The sequence below is a fragment of the Sporichthyaceae bacterium genome, from assembly GCA_036269075.1.
In the GTDB taxonomy this organism is placed as follows: Bacteria; Actinomycetota; Actinomycetes; order Sporichthyales; family Sporichthyaceae; genus DASQPJ01.
Window position 1 is genome coordinate 66,015 of sequence record DATASX010000087.1, and the last position, 18,632, is coordinate 84,646.

Consider the following 18,632-nt stretch of genomic DNA (forward strand, 5'->3'; position numbering starts at 1 on the left):
TCCGACCCTCCCTCGTCGACCGGATGGAGAAACCATTGTGCTCGGTGTGGATGCGGTGTAGAACCTGATCGTGTACCAACCATCTAGTTGGTTGGTAAAAGGCAAGCCTTTCCTCAGGCAAGCCTTTCCCCAGAGGAAACGAGTGCCTGACCGTACAGGGCGGTGAAAGGACCGAAACCTGCCGTTGTCCAAGTGCCGACCGTCTTGCGCCGGGGGCCGCCACGGTCCTGCGCCGTACGCGGTCACCCCGGGAATCCCTGACCGCTAATCGGAGGCGCGCTCAAGGCGCTTGTAAGGCCGGTCGCGCTTCGATATGCGCGCATCCATTTCCGGCGAGGTGGACGCCTTACCGGCGCGCTGAACCTCGCAGCCGGGCCCTTCGCGGCTTTCTGATGCCACTTGTGGCGGCCGGCGGAGCTGACATTATCGAACGAAATCGATTCACCTCCCGGACACCGAGCGTTCTGAGTGTCCGTGGGAGGACAAGAATCATCTGTGAGCCGGCCCAGCCGTGGAGCTTCCGCCTGCGACTTTGCGCACACGGTCGCGACGAAAGTGCACCCACCCTCGGGTTTGTTGCTGGCAGGTAAACGAATCCCGGCCGGTGACCGAGTCGCCTCAGGATCCGGCAGGACCGCGGTGATCCAGGTCCGCCGGAAAGCTGATAGACGCATGCAATCGAGATCTTGAGGTCCTTGTCAAGATCTTTGTCCGTGCGGTTTTTACTTGACGCGGCGTGTCCAGCGCCTTGTATGTTCACATCGAAATAGCGATGGCACTCCAGCCCATTCACCTATTTCGGCCGCAGTTCGTGACGAATTCTGTAGAACGTGCCTTGCACGTCTTCATGAACAACCGATAAGCACCGGCTGAACGGTTTTGCACGACATCTCTGCGGCGCTACGCCATGCGCGCCCGGAGTTCTCCGGCGCAGACCGCCACAGCGCCACGAGGGGACGAGCAATGCGCGCACGCTGGGGCTGGACCGACGCTGTCATCGGCATCTCACCGTTCCACCGGCCCGACGCCGGCCTGGCCGCGGCCGTGTGCGCGTCCGGCGCACTCGGGGTGCTGGACCTGGGGGCCGGTGACCGGCCCGCGCGAGAGGCGCTGGCGCAGCTGGGAGCCGACGCCCGCAGCCCGTACGGCGTAAGGGTCGCCCCCGGCTGTGCTGTGTCGCCGGTGGAGTTGCGCGCGGCCGACTGCCCGCCCTCCACGGTGCTGCTGGCGTCGGGCGTCGTCGCCGGCTGGGAGCCCGCACAGATCCGCGACCACCATCGCCTGCTCATCGAGGTCATCGACCTGGCCGAGGCTCTGGACGCCGTCACGGCCGGGGCGCACGGCCTGATCGCGCGAGGTGCCGAGAGCGGCGGGCGGGTCGGCGAACTGAGCGAGTTCGTGCTGCTGCAGCAACTGCTGGCCGCACCGGAGATCTCAGTCCCGATCTGGGCCTGCGGGGGCATCGGGCCACGAACCGCCGCGGCGGCGGTCGCGGCCGGCGCGGCCGGGGTCGTCCTGGACAGCCAGCTGGCGTTGCTGTCCGAGTCCTCGATCCCGGGCGAGGTCGCGGCCCTGGTGCGCCGCATGGACGGATCGGAAACCGTGGTCGTGGACGGCCGACGGATCCTCAAGGGCCGCCGAGGCAAGCAGACCATCGGGATCGAGCTTGCCGTGGGTCAGGACGGATCACTGGCGGCGATGTTCGCGGAACGCTGGGGTACCACCGGGCGGGCGCTGAACGCGGTACGGGAGTCGATCTCACAGTTGGCGGCCGCAGCGGCTGTGCCGGACGCCGCGGCCGGGTGGCTCGGTCCGGCGGCGCCGCTGTGCGAGCAGCTGCGCACCGCCCTGCCAGTTGTCCAGGGGCCGATGACGCGGGTGAGCGATCAGCCGGAGTTCGCCGCGGCGGTCGCGGCCTCGGGAGCGCTTCCGTTCGTGGCTCTCGCGCTCGCCGGAGCCGACCAGACGCGAACGCTGCTCACGCAGACCGCTGCCGCTGTGGGCGATTCACCGTGGGGCGTGGGCTTTCTGGGGTTCGCCCCGGAGGACGTCCGCAGCGCACAGCTTGCCGAGGTCATGGCGGTGCGTCCGACCCATGCCATCATCGCCGGCGGCCGGCCGTCGCAGGCGCGGGCGCTGGAGGAAGTCGGCATCACCACCTTCCTGCATGTGCCCTCCCCGGGCCTGCTCCAACAGTTCCTCGCCGACGGCGCTCGCCGTTTCGTGTTCGAGGGTGCGGAGTGCGGCGGTCATATCGGGCCGCGGCACAGCTTCGCGCTGTGGGAGACGCAGCTCGCGGTGCTGGAGGACTTCCTGGCATCCGCGAAAGGCCAGGAACGGGTCGACGTCCTCTTCGCCGGTGGCATCCACGACGAACGCTCGGCCGCGCTGGTTGCCGCCCTGGCCGCGCCGCTCGCGCCGCGCTCTGCCGGTGCCGGCGGGGTGGCGGCCGGGTGCCTGATGGGAACCGCCTACTTGTTCACCGCCGAGGCTGTGGCCTGCGGCGCCGTGCAGCCGGAGTTCCAGCGTCAGGTGCTGCGCGCCCAGGAGACCACGCTGCTGCAGACCGCACCGGGTCACGTCACTCGTTGCCTCCCCAGCGCATTCGCCGCCGAGTTCGAGGCATTGCGTGAACGGTTGCGTGCCGAAGGCGTGGCCGACCGGGAGATCTGGGAGCGCCTGGAACGCCTGAACATCGGCCGGCTACGCATCGCCAGCAAAGGTCTGGAACGGGTGGGGGCCGACCTCGTCGAGGTCGCCGAGCAGGAACAGGTCAACCGCGGCATGTTCATGGCCGGTCAGGTGGCCGTCCTGCGCGACAGCGTCACGACCGTCGCCGAATTGCACACCGCCGTCAGCACGGGCGCTGCGAAGCTGCTCACCGAAAGAGCACTGACGCTGCGTCAGGTTATTGACGGCGAGTCGCAACCGACCTGTGGACCCACGGCACCGATGGATATCGCCGTGGTCGGCATGGCCTGCGTCTTCCCACAGGCGCCGGACCTGGCCGCGTTCTGGGCCAACATCGTCGCGGGTAGGGACGCCGTGACCGAGGTCTCACCGCAACGTTGGGACCCGGCCCGCTACTGGTCCGCCGACGGCGGGGCGGGCACCACCCCGTCGAAGTGGGGTGGGTTCCTCTCGCCCGTGCCGTTCGACGCGCTTGGCTACGGGATCCCACCGACGGCCCTCGGCAGCATCGAGCCCGTTCAGCTGCTGTCACTCGAGGTTGCCCGCCGCGCCCTCGTCGATGCCGGGTACGACCCGCTCGGCCAAGGGGACACAACAGCACCCGGCCGGAGCTTCGACCGCTCTCGCACCAGTGTGATCTTCGGCGCCGAAGCGGGCAGCGACCTGTCCGGCGCGGGTGTGATCGGAGCACTGCTGCCGGCCTACCTGGGCAGCGTTCCGGAAGGGATAGCGGCCCAACTCCCGGTCATCACCGAGGACACCTTCCCCGGTGTGCTGTCCAATGTCATCTCGGGCCGAATCGCCAACCGGCTGGATCTGGGTGGATCGAACTTCACCGTCGACGCTGCATGCGCGTCGTCGCTGGCGGCTCTGGACGTAGCCTGCAAAGAGCTGCTCGCGGGGACCGCGGACATGGCCCTGTGCGGCGGGGCCGACCTGCACAACGGGATCAACGACTATCTGCTCTTCGCCTCCGTGCACGCCTTGTCCCCGACCGGACACTCGCGTCCGTTCGACTCCTCGGCCGACGGCATCGCGCTCGGCGAGGGCGTGGCCTGCCTGGTCCTCAAGCGCCTGGCCGACGCCGAACGCGACGGGGACCGCATCTACGCCGTGGTCGCCGGAGTCGGCAGCGCAAGTGACGGGCGCTCACTCGGCCTGACCGCACCGCGACCGGAAGGACAGCGGGCTGCGCTGGACCGGGCATACCGAGGCGCCGGCATCAGCCCGGCAGCGGTCGGCCTGGTCGAGGCACACGGGACCGGGACCGTCGTCGGGGACCGCACCGAACTGACCACGCTGACAGGGCTGTTCCAGGATTCAGGCGCGGTGCCGGAGGGCTGCACGCTCGGATCGGTCAAGTCCCAGATCGGCCACACGAAATGCGCCGCCGGGCTGGCCGGGCTGATCAAAGCCGCCCTGGCGCTGCACACGGGCGTCAAGCCGCCGACCCTGCACCTGCAGCGACCTAACCCGGCCTGGGAGGCCGGGACCAGCCCATTCGCCTTCCACACCCAGGCCCGTCCATGGCCCACGCCCGCCGCACAGCGGGTGGCCGGCGTCAGCTCGTTCGGCTTCGGCGGAACCAACTTCCACGCCGTCCTGCGCGCCTACGACGGCCTGCGGCCCGTGCACGGGCTGGACCACTGGCCCGCGGAACTTTTCGTCTTCCGTGGCGCGGACCCGGCCGGCGCCACGGTCGAGGTGAGCCAACTGCTGCGCCTGGCGGAGGACCCGCACAGCCCGTGGCGGCTCCGTGATCTCGCGCTGACCGCGTCTGTCCGGGCCGAGTCCGGGCACGGCCCGGTGCAGGTCGCGATCGTGGCCTCGGATGTTGCCGAACTCGTCTGCCTGCTCCGCCGCGCCACCGCAGGTGAGCATGCGCCCTCCGCCGGCGTGCACCTCGCCGACCGCGATCGAGCTGACGGGCCGTCGGATGACGGTGCGTCAGAGACCGGCCGGACCGCCTTCCTGTTCCCTGGGCAGGGCAGCCAGCGCGTCGGCATGTTCGCCGAGTTGTTCACGGCCTTCCCGTTCCTGCACCGGCACCTGCAGCTCGGCCCCGAATCCGCACAGGTGCTCTTCCCCGCGGCGGCGTTCACCCCGGAGGCGGTAGCCGAGCAGCGGGCGCGGGTCCTGGACACGCGGATCGCCCAACCCGCCCTGGGCATGGCCGGCCTCGCGGCGGCCGACCTGCTGGCAATGGCGGGCGTGCGCCCGGACCTTCTCGGCGGACACAGCTACGGCGAACTGGTGGCGCTGTGCGCAGCCGGCGCGTTGGCGGTCGCCGACCTTCCGCTGCTCAGCCACGAGCGCGGCCGCGTCATCCTCGAGGCGGTCGGCGAGAGCAACGACCCGGGTGCCATGGCCGCCGTGGTCGCCGAGGCCGCCGAGGTCGAGGCGGTCCTGAAGGCCTGCGGGCTTCTCGGCCGAGTGGTCCTTGCGAACCTCAACACCCCGCGGCAGACAGTGATCTCCGGCGCGACGGCCGAGCTGACCGAGGCGATGACGCATCTGGCCGAGGCGGGCTTCTCGGTCAAGCAGATTGCGGTGGCGTGCGCGTTCCACAGTCCCGTCGTGGCGCGTGCCGGCGCGCTGTTCGCCGAGGTGCTCGCCACGCGCGAGGTCCGCGGGGCCGAACTGCCGGTGTTCGCCAACCGCACCGCCGCCCCCTATCCGGACGACCCCGCTGCCATCCGGGCAGAGCTCGTCGCCCAGCTCGTCTCGCCGGTGCGGTTCACCGAGCAGGTGGAGGCGATGTACGCGGCCGGAGCCCGCGTGTTCGTCGAGGCAGGCCCCGGTTCGGTGCTCACCAAGTTCGTCTCGGCCGTTCTCGGGGATCGGCCGCACCGCGCAATATCCGTCGAGGGCAGACGAGACGGCATAGCCGGGTTCCTCGACGCGCTGGCGGAGCTGGCCGTCGCCGGGGTCCACGTCGATCCAGGACGCCTGCTGCGGGGGCGAGACGCCGTCGACGCCGGCCGGGCCAAGGCGGCACGTCGGGCGGGCTGGACGGTGGACGGGCATCTCGTTCGTACCGCCGACGGAGCACTGTTGCCCGGCGCGCTTCAACCGGCCCGGATCACGGAACTTCCCTGGGCAGCGAACGCAAATGGGCACGGATCAACCTCCGCGGTGGAGTCGCTGATCGCGGACTTCGTCCGGACCGGCCGGGAGATGATCGCGGCGCAACGCGACGTCCTGCTGGCCCACCTCGGGGCGCCGTTGTCGTCAGTTCCGGCTCGGTTGTCGGCTCCCGTGCAGACCATCGCCGTAGTGCCGCAGGTGGTTGCGGCGGTCGCCGTGGCCCCGGCCACGGAAACCCTGATCACCCCTGATGCCGTGCTGCGGGCCGTCATCGAGACGATCGCGGAGCGCACCGGCTACCCCGCCGAGATGATCGAGCCCGATCTCGATCTGGAGAGCGACCTTTCGGTCGACTCCATCAAACGCACCGAGATCGTGGGCCTGCTCGCCCGGCGCCTGACCGGCGGCAACGACGACGTCGGCCTGGACGCGCTGAGCGACGCCGAGCTGGAGGAACTGTCCCGGGCCCGCACCGCCGCCGCCATCAGTGACTGGATCAGCGCCCGGTTGGCGTCACCGTCCGCGACAGCCTCCGTGGAACCGGTCGCCGCCGAACCCCTCGCGCCTGCCGAACCTGCGATCACCGGGCATGCACCGGCTCGCCTGGTGTTCGCCCGGACACCTCTTCCCGACATCGAGGCAGGCATGGAAGGCCTGTCCGGCAGGCGCTTCCTGCTGCTCGGCGGTGACGACACGGTGGGGGCGGTCACGACCCTGCTCGCCACGCACGGCGCCGAGGCCGTGTCCCGGGAGGCCACGCACGAGACCTCCCCCGCCGACGGCCCGATCGACGGAGTCCTGTTCCTCGACCCGCTGTGCGGCGACGGGCCGGCTGTGCTGCCGACCTACGTGCCGGCGCTGCAAGCGGTGCTGCACGAGAGCCCGCGCCTGCTCCTGGCGGCCCGCCGCGTCGACGACACCCCCGGCGGCGACCCCGGGCGCGCCGACGGCCTGCGCGGCCTGATGCGCAGCCTGTCCCGGGAGTACCCCGACTCCGTCGTCCGGCTGGTGGATCTCGACTTCCCCCCGACCGATCCTCAGTACGGGACTGCCGAAGCCATCGCGCAGGTCCTGGTGGCCGAACTGTGCGCGGACGACCATGAACCTGTCGTGTTGCGCGGCCCGGACGGCCGCCACGGGCTGACACTCACGGAGTCCACCCTCGGCGTGCTGGCCAGCACGGGCGCGGGACCTGCTGGTGACGGTGCGTCAGAAGCCGAGGCGCTGGGGCTGGACCGCGACGCGGTCGTCCTGCTCGTCGGCGGCGCGCGAGGAATCACCGCCCGGTTCGCCGCGACGCTGGCCGGCGCGGCACGCTGCCACCTCGAGCTGCTGGGTCGCACCCCACTGCCCGAGGGCCCCGAGGAGCCGGCCACGGCGCAGGCGCACGATCGCAAGGCATTGCGCGCGGTGCTCGCCGGCCGGGGCGTACCGATGGCGGAGATCGACGCGACCGCCTCCGCGTTGCTCGCCGCCCGTGAGGTGAGCACGACACTTGCGGAACTACGGGCGCTGGGTTCGCCGGTGCAGTACCGCTCGGTGGACGCCGCTGACCCAACCGCGTTGGCCCAGTCGGTCAAGGAGGTCTACGCCGCTCACGGCCGCCTGGACGGGGTGGTGTTCGCGGCAGGTGTCGTCGAGGACAAGTTGTTCGCCGAGAAGGACCCGCTTTCGTTCGCACGGGTGTTCGCCACGAAGGCCGACGGCGCGCGCGCCCTGCTCGACGCCCTGGGCGAACTGCCCGACGGCCCTCGGTTCACCGTCCTGTTCGGCAGCATCGCCGCCGCGCTGGGCAACCGGGGCCAGGCCGACTACGCCGCGGCCAACGACGCCCTGGAGTCCCTCGGCGCGCGTTGGGCGCAACGCACCGGATGCCGCGCCCTGACCGTGCACTGGGGCCCGTGGGCGCCCACCGGACCCCATGGCGGCATGGTGTCCGAGGAGCTCGCCCGGGACTACTCCCGCCGCGGGATCCGGCTGATCGACCCCACCGCGGGCACCCTCGCGCTGCTCCGCGAACTCGCCTGGGGATCCGAGGCGCTTGCGTCCGTCGTCTACAGCGCCTCGGGCTGGTGATGGAAACTTCGATGGACGGCATCGCGATAGTCGGCATGGCCGTCCTCCTTCCCGGCGCACCGGACCTGACCACCTACTGGCGCAACCTGACCGACGGCGTCGACTGCATCAGCGACGTCCCGGCGAACCGGTGGGACCCCGACTACTACGATCCGGACGCTGCCTCGGGGCCGGGCGTGCCGGACCGGATCTACTGCCGACGCGGCGGATTCGTCGACGAGCAGGCGCAGGTCGAGCCGACCCGGTTCGGGATCATGCCCAGCTCGGTGTCGGGAATCGAGCCCGACCAGCTCATCGCATTGCAGGTCGCCGAGGCGGCGATCGACGACGCCGGCGGCGCCGAGCGGTTGCCCACACGCGACCGCGTCGGGGTGATCCTCGGCCGCGGCGGATACCTGACGCCCGGTCTGGTCCGGCTGGACCAGCGGGTGCGCACCGTGCACCAGGTGCTCCGTACGCTGGGCGAGCTCGTACCGGATCTGAGTTCCGAGCAACGCAGTGCGCTGCGCGACGCCTTCCTGACCCAGCTGGGTCCGGACCGTCCGGAGTCCGCGATCGGGCTGGTGCCCAACCTGGCCGCGTCCCGGATCGCGAACCGCCTCGACCTGCGCGGCCCGGCCAGCACGGTGGACGCCGCGTGCGCCTCCTCGCTGATCGCCGTCGACCAGGCGGTCACGGAGCTGGCCCGCGGGCGCTGTGACGTGATGCTGGCCGGCGGCGTGCACCACTGCCACGACATCACCATGTGGAGCGTCTTCACCCAGCTGCGTGCCTTGTCGGTGAGCCAGCAGATCCGCCCGTTCCACCGCGACGCCGACGGCATCCTGATCGGCGAGGGAACGGGAATCGTCGTACTCAAGCGGCTCTCCGACGCGCAGCGCGACGGCGATCGCGTGTATGCGGTGATCCGCGGCACCGGCGTGGCCAGCGACGGCCGCACCGCGGCACTGGCCAGCCCCGACCCGGGCGGGCAGGCCCGCGCCGTGCGTGCCGCGTGGGCAGCAGCCGGCCTGGACCCCCTGACCCCCGGCTCACTGGGGCTGCTCGAGGCGCACGGAACCGCGACACCAGCCGGTGACGCCGCCGAACTGACGACCCTTCAGGAAGTCTTCGGTGGGCCGGTCCAGGGTGCGGAACGTGCCGTGCTCGGCTCGGTCAAGTCGATGATCGGGCACGCGATGCCGGCAGCCGGTGTGGCCGGCCTGGTCAAGGCCGCCCTGGCCGTCCACCACGGCGTCCTGCTGCCCACCCTGCACTGCGACGTGCCGCACCCTGCCCTGGCCGCAACGCGGTTCCGCACCATCGACACCGCGACGACCTGGGAGTCCGCCGGCCCGCGCCGTGCCGGGGTGAACGCTTTCGGGTTCGGCGGGATCAACGCCCACGTCGTGCTCGAGCAGGCGCCGACAGGCACCCGCTCCCGACCGACCGAGCAGCGACCCGGGGACCACCGGCGTGCCCGGGTGTTCGAGCCGGAGCAAGTCCTGCGGCTGGCTGCGCCCTCGCCCGCCGCGCTCGCGGAGTTGCTCGCGGTGCCCGACGCCGAGGTTGTCACCGCCGGCCTCCGGCTCGACGCGCGCGCGGCACCACCGTGCCGCCTCGCCGTCGTGGACCCCACCGAGAAACGCCTTGCGCTCGCCCGCTGGGCCGTGGAGCGCGGCACAGCGTGGCGCGGCCGCAGCGACGTCTGGTTCTCCCCGACACCGCTGCTCGGCCCCGACGGTGGCGGCCGCGTCGCCTTCCTGTTCCCGGGACTGGAGGAGACCTTCGCACCGCACGTGGCCGACGTGGCCGCCCATTTCGCCCTGCCGATGCCGCCCCTGCCCGTTGGGACCGACCTGGTCGGCGACGTCGGCCGGCACGGGGCCGCCGTGGTCACCGTCGGACACCTGCTCAACGCTGCCCTGCATCGCATGGGCATCGCCCCCGACGCGGTGGCCGGGCACAGTGTCGGGGAGTGGACGGCGATGGTCGCAGGCGGCGTATTCCCCCCGGACACCACCGAGGTGTTCCTGTCCACCTTCGACCCCGACGCGTTTCGCGTGCCCGGCCTGTCATTCGGTGCCCTTGGTGCGCGGGCGGAACTGGTGCTCGAGGAACTCGCTGCGCCCGGTGTCTGGTCGGTGCCGGAAAGCCGGGTCGTGCTCTCCCACGACAACGCCCCGCAGCAGTCGATCGTGTGCGGCCCGGCGGAGGCGGTCGAGGCATTCATCGTGGCCATGCGCGCTCGCGGAATCCTGGGGACCGTCCTGCCCTTCCAGTCCGGATTCCACACCCCCATGCTCGAGCCGTACCTCGGTCCGATCCGCGAGGGCGCGGAGCGCTTCGAGATACTTACGCCGACAGTGCCCGTCTGGTCGGCCACGACGGCCGCGGAGTTCCCCGCCGACGAGGCAGGGGTCCGAGCCCTATTCGTCCGCCACCTCTTGGAGCCGGTTCGGTTCCGACCGCTCGTGGCGGCGATGTACGACAAGGGATTCCGCGCCTTCGTGCAGCTCGGCGTCGGCCAGGTCACCGCCCTGGTCAGCGACATCCTGCGCGACCGGGACCACCTCGCTGTCGCTGCCGGATCAGCACAGCGCGACGGCCTGGCCCAGCTGCGGATCGTCGCCACCGCGATGTGGGTCGAGGGCGCCGATCCGGACCTGGCCTGCCTGCGCCCAGCCCCCGTGGTTTCCGTCGAGCGGCGGGCGCTCCCGGCCGTCCGGCTGAACCTCGGTGGCCCACTGATCTCGCTGGACCCCGCCGACCTCGACGTTCTGCGCGCCGCAATCGGTCCGCGATCGGCTCCGTCGGGACGCCCGGACCTGTCCGAGTTCGCCGGCCGCATTCCCGCGCTGGCCGAGTTCGAGGCCCTGATGCAGGAGACCGAACGGTCCGCCCTGGCGCTGCTCACCGCCGGCCGGGACGCCCTGGCCACCCGGCCGGTGTCGCACCCGCAGCTGACGGGCCGTCAGGAACCACTGCCTGCTGCCCCCGCGCGCCGGACCACCGTCCTGCGCGTCTCGGTGGAGGCCATGCCGTACCTGATGGACCACTGCTTCTTCAGCCGACGTCCGGGCTGGCCGGACGCGGCGGACGGGTTCCCCGTCGTGCCCGCGACCACGATCGCTGTGCACCTGCTCGAGGCCGCCGGGGCCTCTGCGCCGCACAGCGTGCCGGTGGCGCTGCACGACCTGCGATTCGGCGAGTGGGTGCCCGCGATCCCCGCCAAGGACGTGGAGATCAATCTCGAGCCGGAGGCCGACGGCCGCCTGTCCGCGGCGTTCGGCACCTACGCGCGGGGGGCCGTGGAACTCGCGGCGGCGTACCCGCCCGCGCCCGCCCCGTGGCCGATCGAGCCCGCCTCCGAGCGCCGCCCGAAGTTCACCGCCGCGGGGATCTACGACCAGCGATGGATGTTCCACGGCCCGGCCTTCCAAGGCGTCACAGAGCTGACGGCGATCGGCGAGCTGCACATCCGCGGGATCATCACCGCCCCCGAGGCGCCGGGGGCGCTGCTCGACAACGTCGGGCAGGTCCTGGGCTGCTGGGTCTTCGAGACCCAACCGCACCGCGCGGTCGTCTTCCCGGTGAGCATGCGCGAGATCCGGTTCCACGGGCTCACTCCGCCGCCCGGAACCGAGGTGGCCTGCCACATCCGAATCGTCGAGCTGACCGAGAAGACAGTGGCGGCCGACGTCCAGCTGTCCCTGCCGGGGCCCGGGGGCGGGCAGGTCGTCTGGGCGCAGGTGTCGGCCTGGCGCGACCGCCGGTTCGACTCCGACCCGCTAACCCATGCGGTCTATCGCCGCGTGGAGACGACCGCGCACGGCGCGATCCAGCCCGGGGGGTGGGTGTTGGTGCAGGACCTCTGGCCCGACCTCGCCACCCGGGACCTCGTGATGCGCGCCTACCTGGGCACAGCCGAGCGGGAGACCTACGACCGGCGGCCGCCCCGCGGGCGCCGGGGCTGGGTGCTCGGTCGGCTGGCCGCCAAGGACGCGGTGCGCCACCTGCTCTGGGCCGACGGCGCCGGCGCGGTGTGGCCGGCCGAGATCGCTGTGGGTAACGACGAGCACGGAAAGCCCTGGGTGCAAGGGATGCACGGCCGGGTGCTCCCCCGCCTCGAGGTTTCCATCGCGCACTGCGCCGAGGCCGCCGTTGCCGTCGTTCGTCCGGGACAGGGCTGGGGCGTGGGCATCGATGTCGAGGAGGTCTGCCCGCGCCCGACGGACACGGTCGAATTCGCACTGTGCCCCGCGGAGCGCGAACTGCTGGCGACCTGCGTCGCGGCCGGGGATTCACCCGAACTCTGGTTCACCCGCTTCTGGACGGCGAAGGAGGCGGTTGCCAAAGCGCACGGAACGGGGCTTCAGGGCCGTCCACGGGACTTCGCCGTCGTCTCGGCGGCCGAGCGCGAGATCTGGGTCGCGCTTTCTGACGATCAGTCAGGCAAGCGTCTGAACCATCGGGTTGATTTGCACCGCCTCACCAACCGGCCCGGGCTGCCCCCACGCGACTATGTCGTGGCTCTGGCTGCCGAAGCACCCACGACAGCGGAAATCGAGTACCGCCACCACCGCGAGAGGATGGCCACAGCATGACCCCTCACCCCACCAGCGACCGGGTCCTCGTCGAGATCTCGGAGATGCTCTCGCAGATACTCGCCGACCTCGGTCCGTTCCAGGTCGAGATCACCAGGGACACGTTGTTCCTCGACGACCTCGAATTGGAGAGCATCGACCTGGTCAGTCTCGCGGTGATGCTGCACGACCGATGGGGTGAGCAGATCAACCTGGCCGAGTTCGTCGCGGGCAAGAAACTCCCCGAGCTCATGGCCCTGACGGTGGGTCAGTTGGCCGACCACGTCACCGATCACCTGGCGCCGGCGGAGGCGATCCTTCGATGACATTCCATGAGATCAACGAGGTGCGTTTCCACGTGGAGCGCATGCGCCCGCACGAGGGTCCACCGGTGGTGCTCGTGCACGGCCTGCCCGCGGACAGCTTGGCGAGCTACTACTTCACGATCGCTCCAGTGTTGGCCCAAGCGGGCCTCGACGTCGTGATGTACGACCAGCGCGGCCACGGACGCTCCAGCCGGCCGACGTCGGGCTACCAGCTCGAACGATTCATCGACGACCTCGAAGCACTGCTCGACGAACTCGGTGTCGCCGGCCCCGTCCACCTGGTCGGCAACTGCTTCGGCGGGGCAGTCGTGTTCGGCCTGGCCGCGCGGCGCCCGGAGCGGGTTGCCAGCATCTTCGCGATCGAATCCGAACCGGCGACTTCGGACTGGATGGTCAAGATGGTCGCCAACCTGACGCGCGGCAGGACGGAGTTGGTGCTCGAGGAGAGCATCGCGGAGATCTCCGCCACCTACGGCCCCCACATGGCACGGCTGGCCCGCACAGCGGCCCGGTTCCTGACCACCACCTCGCTGGCCGACGACATCCCGGCCAGCGGCGAGATCCTCGCACCGGAGGACTTCGGTCGCATCCAGTGCCCGGTGTTCGCTGTCTACGGCGCGAATTCCGAGATGGTCGGCCTGGCCGCCGAGATGGAGAAGGCGCTGCCCGACTGCCGCAGCGCCATCGTCCCGGATCAGGAACACTTCGTGCTGGCCGAGGCGCCGGAACAGATCTGCGCGCTCATCCTGGACTGGTTGGCCGAGCAAGGCGTCGCGGTCTCGCCGACGGCCCACGCCGCAGACCGGCGGGCCTCATGAGTCGGTTCCTGACCGTGGTGCCGCCCCTGGTCGGGCACATCAACCCCACCCTCGGAGTAGCCGCGGAGCTGGTCGCGCGCGGGCACACGGTCGCCTGGGCCGGCATGCCGGAGATCGTCGAGCGGCTCGCAGGCCCGAGGGCCCGGGTCTTCGACTGCGCGGTGCCCCGCGACTCCTCCGGTGAGCTGCTCCAGCGCCCGGCGGGCCAGCGCGGTCTTGCCGCTTTCCAGTTCCTCTGGCAGGAGTTCCTGATCCCCCTGGGCGAGATGATGACGCCAGGCGTCCTCGCCGCGGTCGAGCAGTTCCAACCCGACGTCCTGATCGTCGATCAGCAGACCGTGGCGGGCGCCCTGGTGGCCGAGCGGCTCGGTCTGCCGTGGGTGACCTCGGCGACCACGTCGGCGGAGTTCACCGGCCCGCTGGACAGTGTGCCGCTCCTCGACGCCTGGGTGACCGAACTCTTCGCCGAACTGCGGACCCGGACCGGCGCCGCCGCCGACGGCGTGGACCCGAGGTTCTCCCCGCACCTCATCATCGCGTTCACCTCGCCGGAGCTCGCCGGTTCGCCACGGGTGCAGTGCGGGCCGATCCGCTTCGTGGGCCCGTCGATCGAAGCCAGGCCCACGCTCGGCGGCTTTCCCTGGCAATGGCGCGATCGCAATCGCAAGCTCGCGCTGGTCAGCCTCGGCACAGCCAACCCGGGCGCCGGGTCAAGGTTCCTGACCACTGCTCTGGAGGCATTGTCCGAGCGCTCGGCACGGCTGCAAGGCGTGATCGTCGACCCCAGCCGCCTCCTCGGGCGCCGGCCTGCCACCGCCGACGTGCTGGTGCTGCCGGCCGTCCCGCAGCTCGAGCTCATGCCCTACTGCTCGGCGGTCGTCTGCCACGCGGGGCACAACACCGTCTGCGAGGCGCTCCGCTACGGCGTGCCCCTGGTGGTGGCGCCGATGTGCGACGACCAGCCGGTAATCGCGAACCAGGTGGTAACCGCGGGCGCCGGCGTCCGGGTGCCGTTCGGGCGCATCACCAGCGAGCGCCTCGGACAGGCCCTGGACCGTGTCCTGGACGACCCGCTCCACCGCAAGTGCGCCCAGCACGTCGGGGAGTCCTTCCAGGCAGCAGGTGGTGCCGTCGCGGCCGCGCGGTACATCGAGGCCATGGCATTGGTAGCGGTGGCATGAGCACCGGTCTGCGGAAGCCCTCACGGCTCCAGGTACAGACAGCCTGGCTGGTGGCCTGCCTGATCGCCGGTGTTCTCGAGTCGCAGTTCTGGCTCCACCACGGGCGCCCGGGTTGGATGTTTCCCTGGTGGGGCCCGCCTGCCGCCCTCGGCGGTGCCGCGTTGTGGGCGCTGGTCGCCCCGGCCGGGGCTCGGATGGATCGGTTCTGGGCGCTGGTGATTGGCGCTCTCGCGACCGACGCTGCCGTCCTGATCACCATCGCCGCCGCGGATTTCGGGCGCGGTGAACATCAGGTCGGACGGCTGGCCCTGGCGGTGCTGCTGCTGGCCTGCTGTCTGCTCCTGCTGATGTTGCCTCCTGCCGGCCGGCCGCCGGCCCAGCGGCTGACGGGCCTGGACAACGCCTTGCGTGCCGTCGAGACCGACGAGGCGCCGATGAACGTGATGATGCTCTGGCAGCTGCGGCCGGGACCGGGCGGGGACTCCACGACCGCCCCACTGGACGTCGACCGGCTGCGCCGCCACGTCGCCGACCGGCTGGACGCGCTGCCGGCATTCCGCTCGCGCGTGGTGGCAGTTCCGTTCGGTCTCAGCCAACCCGTGTACGTCCTCGATCCCGCGTTCAGCGTCGCCGATCACATCGACGAACACGTCCTGCCGCCCCCCGGCACCGCGGAGGCGCTCGACGCGTACTGCGCCGATCAGGCCGGCCGTCGCCTCGACAGCCGGCGCCCGCTGTGGCGGCTGACGCTGGTCCACGGCCTGCAGGACGGCCGACAGGCGGTCCTACTCACCATCCATCACTGCGTCGCCGACGGGTTCGCTCTCCTGAACACAATCCGGATCCTGCTCGGCGAGATGGGATCTGACGTGGGGTCAGCCCCGCAACCGGGGCGAGCGCCGCGCATCGGGCAGCTGGTCGGGGAGGGCTTGGCCCACCAGGCACGTACGGCCCGACGCCTGCCCGCCCTGCTCCGCACGAGCCGAACCGTCGCTGCCGCCGCGAAGGCCGAGACCGCGGCGTCACCGATCGTGCCGCCCGATCCCAAGGACACCCCGTTCTGCATCCTCAACGAGGACTCGGCCGGCCGGCGCACCTTCGCCCGGACCAGCCTGGCGATCCCGGATCTGATGCGGGTCAAGGAGGCCGCCGGCGTCACGATCAACGAGGTCGTGCTTTCACTCGTGGCCGAGGCGCTGCGGGCCTATCTGTCCGCGCGCGACTGCCTTCCCACACGGTCCCTGGTCGTGAGCGTGCCGTTCGGCCTGGACCGAGCAGGCGCGGCACCGCGCACGTTCGGCAACCGGGTCGCGTTCCTGACCACCACTCTTGCCACCGACGTCGCGGACCCCTGGGAACGGCTGATCACCATCGGCGCCGTCACCGCGCGGGCGAAACAGCTGCTGGTGGCAGGCGGGCCGGAGTTGATCGGCGAGTGGCTGGACCAGATCCCGCCCCCGCTGCTCGACGCGATTCTCCGACGGCAGAGGCGAAACGAACGCAGGACGCCCACGGCGCGGTCGAACATCATCGTGTCCCACCTGCGCGTGGTGCGCCCGACAGGTTCCCTGGCCGGGGTCCCGATCGAGGGCGGGTACGTCGTCGGGCCGGCGAACGGCGGGAGCACCGGGCCGATCGTGGTGCTCACCAGCTACCCGGATCGGCTCCTCGTGTCGGTGGCCAGCTCCGAGGCCGGGATCGGTGAGCCACGCGAGTTCCTCGACGGGCTGCACCGGGCACTGGCCGAACTGCTCGTGCTCGCGGCCGTGCGGACGGCGGTCGGCACGCCGGTGCCCGACCTCGACGTCGCAGGCGCCCACATCGAAACGCGGTCCCGGACCGCCGCATCGATGGAGCAGGTTTGATCGAGGTCCAGAACCTGTCGAAGCGTTACGGGGACAAGGCGGCGGTCGCCGGTCTGTCGTTCACCGTGCCGCCCGGGATCGTGACCGGCTTCCTCGGCCCGAACGGGGCGGGGAAGTCGACCACGATGCGGATGATCGCGGGCCTGGACCGCCCGACGTCCGGCTGGGTGCGAGTCAACGGAAATCAATATCGCCGCGCTGCCGCGCCGATGACGGAGATGGGCGTCCTGCTGGAGGCGAATGCGGTACACCCGGCGCGTTCCGCGGTGGACCACCTGCGTGCGCTGGCCCAGACCAACGGGATCGGCCGGGCACGGGTCGATGAGGTCCTCGAACTGGTGGGGCTGACCCAGGTTGCCCACATGGCCGCTGGCGCCCTGTCGCTCGGCACGGTTCAGCGCCTGGGCATCGCCGCGGCACTGCTCGGCGACCCGGCGACCGTGATGCTCGACGAGCCGGGCAACGGCCTGGACCCCGAGGGCATCCGGTGGATCCGCAACCTGTTGCGCAAGCTCGCGGCGGCCGGTCGGGCCGTGTTCGTCTCCTCCCACCTGCTCTCGGAAATGGCTCTGACGGCCGACCGGTTGATCGTGATCGGCGGCGGTCGCCTCATTGCCGACACCACCGTCGAGGAGTTCGTCGCTCGCGCCGCTCCCGAGCACGTGCTGGTGCGTACACCGGACGGTCCGCGGCTGGCTGCTCTGCTCGCCGGCGCCGCGGTGAGCGTCACACCGACGGCCCCCGGCGTGTTGGCCGTTCGCGGGCGAAGCCCCGAGCAGATCGGGGATCTCGCCTGGCAGCACGGACTTCGGGTCCACGAACTGCGCGTCGCACAGGTCTCGCTCGAGGAGGCGTTCTTGGAGCTGACCAGCCACTCGGTCGAGTTCCGGTCGGCGGCGCAGAGCGCTGCCCCTGGGCTGGTCGGCTCGGCCACCCGATGAGCCGAACGCAGGCCGCGCTCTCCGGCGACAAGGCGACCAGGGCGAACCTGATGCTGGCCGGGTACGGCGTCGCGCTCATCGCCGCCGCCACGCTGGTGGTCGTCGGCGAGCCCGCGGGCATGTGGTCCGCCTACGGACTCGCGTGCGAGGCCCTCGGGGTGGGCTGCCTCGTGAAGGCGGGGTGGGGACCTCTGTCACGAGCTGGGGCAGGGCCGCGCCGGTTCTCCGCGCGGGCGGCATCGTCGTTGCGTGCTGCGCGCGAGGCAGCCCCCGTCGCGACGCGGGTGCGAACCCGCGCTTCCGGGCTGGGTAGTACCCAGTGGCGGGTGATCTGCTCGGAGTGGACGAAGTTCGCCTCGCTGCGGTCCAGTCGGATCGGCCCGGCGGTGGCCACGGCCTGTGTGGTCGGGCTGGCCCCGATGGCGGCTGCCACGGCGGGCGCTGCTCCGGACGGCTCCGGGACGGCACCGCTGGACCCCGGGGTCGTCCTGCTCGTCGGTATCCGGCTGGCCCCACTGGCCGTGGGCGTCCTGGGGGTGCTGGTGATCACGGCGGAGTACGCCAGCGGGCTGATCCGCTCCACGTTGACCGTGGTGCCGACTCGGATGCCGGTGCTGTGGGCCAAATTGCTGGTGGTGGTTGGCGTCGTCGCCGCGATCGCCGTGGTCTGCACTCCGACCGCGATGCTCGTCGGGGTGGCCGAACTGCGGGCGCAGGGCTGGGCGGTCGACCCGACCGATCGGGAGCTGTGGACGGCCGGGTTCCAGGCCACGCTGTACATGATGCTGCTCGGCGTGATCGGGCTCGCCCTGGGAAGCCTGCTGCGCACCACCGCCGCCGCCATCAGCGCGCTGGTCGGGATCTTCTTCGCTCTGCCCCTCCTGGTCCAGTTGCTGCCCCAAGCCGGCGCACGGTGGATCGGGCCCTACCTGCCGGCCGAGGCCGGCGAGGCGATCTGGGCCGATCCGCACGGATGGCACATCGGGTCGCGGGCCGCCGCATTGATCGTCTCGGTCGCGTGGGCGGGCGCGCTGTTCGCCGGGGCCTCGTACCGGTTGCTCCGCGAGGACGTCTGACATCCC

8 protein-coding genes are annotated in these 18,632 nt (G+C 71.3%); all 8 read left to right on the forward strand.

All coding sequences use genetic code 11. The features are described from left to right. Positions 1-963: 963 nt before the first annotated feature. The 8 genes from VHU88_16330 to VHU88_16365 are packed head-to-tail and all read left to right on the forward strand — an operon-like array spanning position 964 to position 18,626. Positions 964-7,854: an SDR family oxidoreductase gene (locus VHU88_16330; protein HEX3613257.1), complete on the forward strand. Its 6,891-nt coding sequence runs from the start codon at positions 964-966 to the stop codon at positions 7,852-7,854. A gap of 11 nt (positions 7,855-7,865) precedes the next feature. Further along, the gene (locus tag VHU88_16335) at positions 7,866-12,440 is read left to right on the forward strand and encodes a beta-ketoacyl synthase N-terminal-like domain-containing protein (protein ID HEX3613258.1); all 4,575 of its coding nucleotides are present in this window, start codon (positions 7,866-7,868) and stop codon (positions 12,438-12,440) included. Next, positions 12,437-12,745 (forward strand): phosphopantetheine-binding protein, encoded by a 309-nt coding sequence (locus VHU88_16340; GenBank protein HEX3613259.1) that lies wholly within the window; start codon positions 12,437-12,439, stop codon positions 12,743-12,745. Before VHU88_16335 ends, VHU88_16340 begins: the two co-directional genes overlap by 4 nt. After that, entirely contained in the window at positions 12,742-13,563 is an 822-nt protein-coding gene (locus VHU88_16345; GenBank protein HEX3613260.1) for an alpha/beta hydrolase, read from the forward strand. The genes VHU88_16340 and VHU88_16345 overlap by 4 nt, the downstream gene beginning before the upstream one ends. Then, a complete protein-coding gene (locus tag VHU88_16350) occupies positions 13,560-14,744 on the forward strand; it encodes a nucleotide disphospho-sugar-binding domain-containing protein (GenBank protein HEX3613261.1) in 1,185 nt (394 codons plus the stop codon). Before VHU88_16345 ends, VHU88_16350 begins: the two co-directional genes overlap by 4 nt. Further along, on the forward strand, positions 14,741-16,609 hold the full coding sequence (locus tag VHU88_16355) for a wax ester/triacylglycerol synthase domain-containing protein (GenBank protein ID HEX3613262.1): 1,869 nt from the start codon (positions 14,741-14,743) through the stop codon (positions 16,607-16,609). Before VHU88_16350 ends, VHU88_16355 begins: the two co-directional genes overlap by 4 nt. After that, complete coding sequence (locus VHU88_16360; protein HEX3613263.1) at positions 16,606-17,550, forward strand: ATP-binding cassette domain-containing protein; 945 nt, start codon at positions 16,606-16,608, stop codon at positions 17,548-17,550. The genes VHU88_16355 and VHU88_16360 overlap by 4 nt, the downstream gene beginning before the upstream one ends. After that, positions 17,547-18,626, forward strand: a complete 1,080-nt coding sequence (locus VHU88_16365) for a hypothetical protein (GenBank protein ID HEX3613264.1) — start codon at positions 17,547-17,549, stop codon at positions 18,624-18,626. Before VHU88_16360 ends, VHU88_16365 begins: the two co-directional genes overlap by 4 nt. Positions 18,627-18,632: the final 6 nt, after the last annotated feature.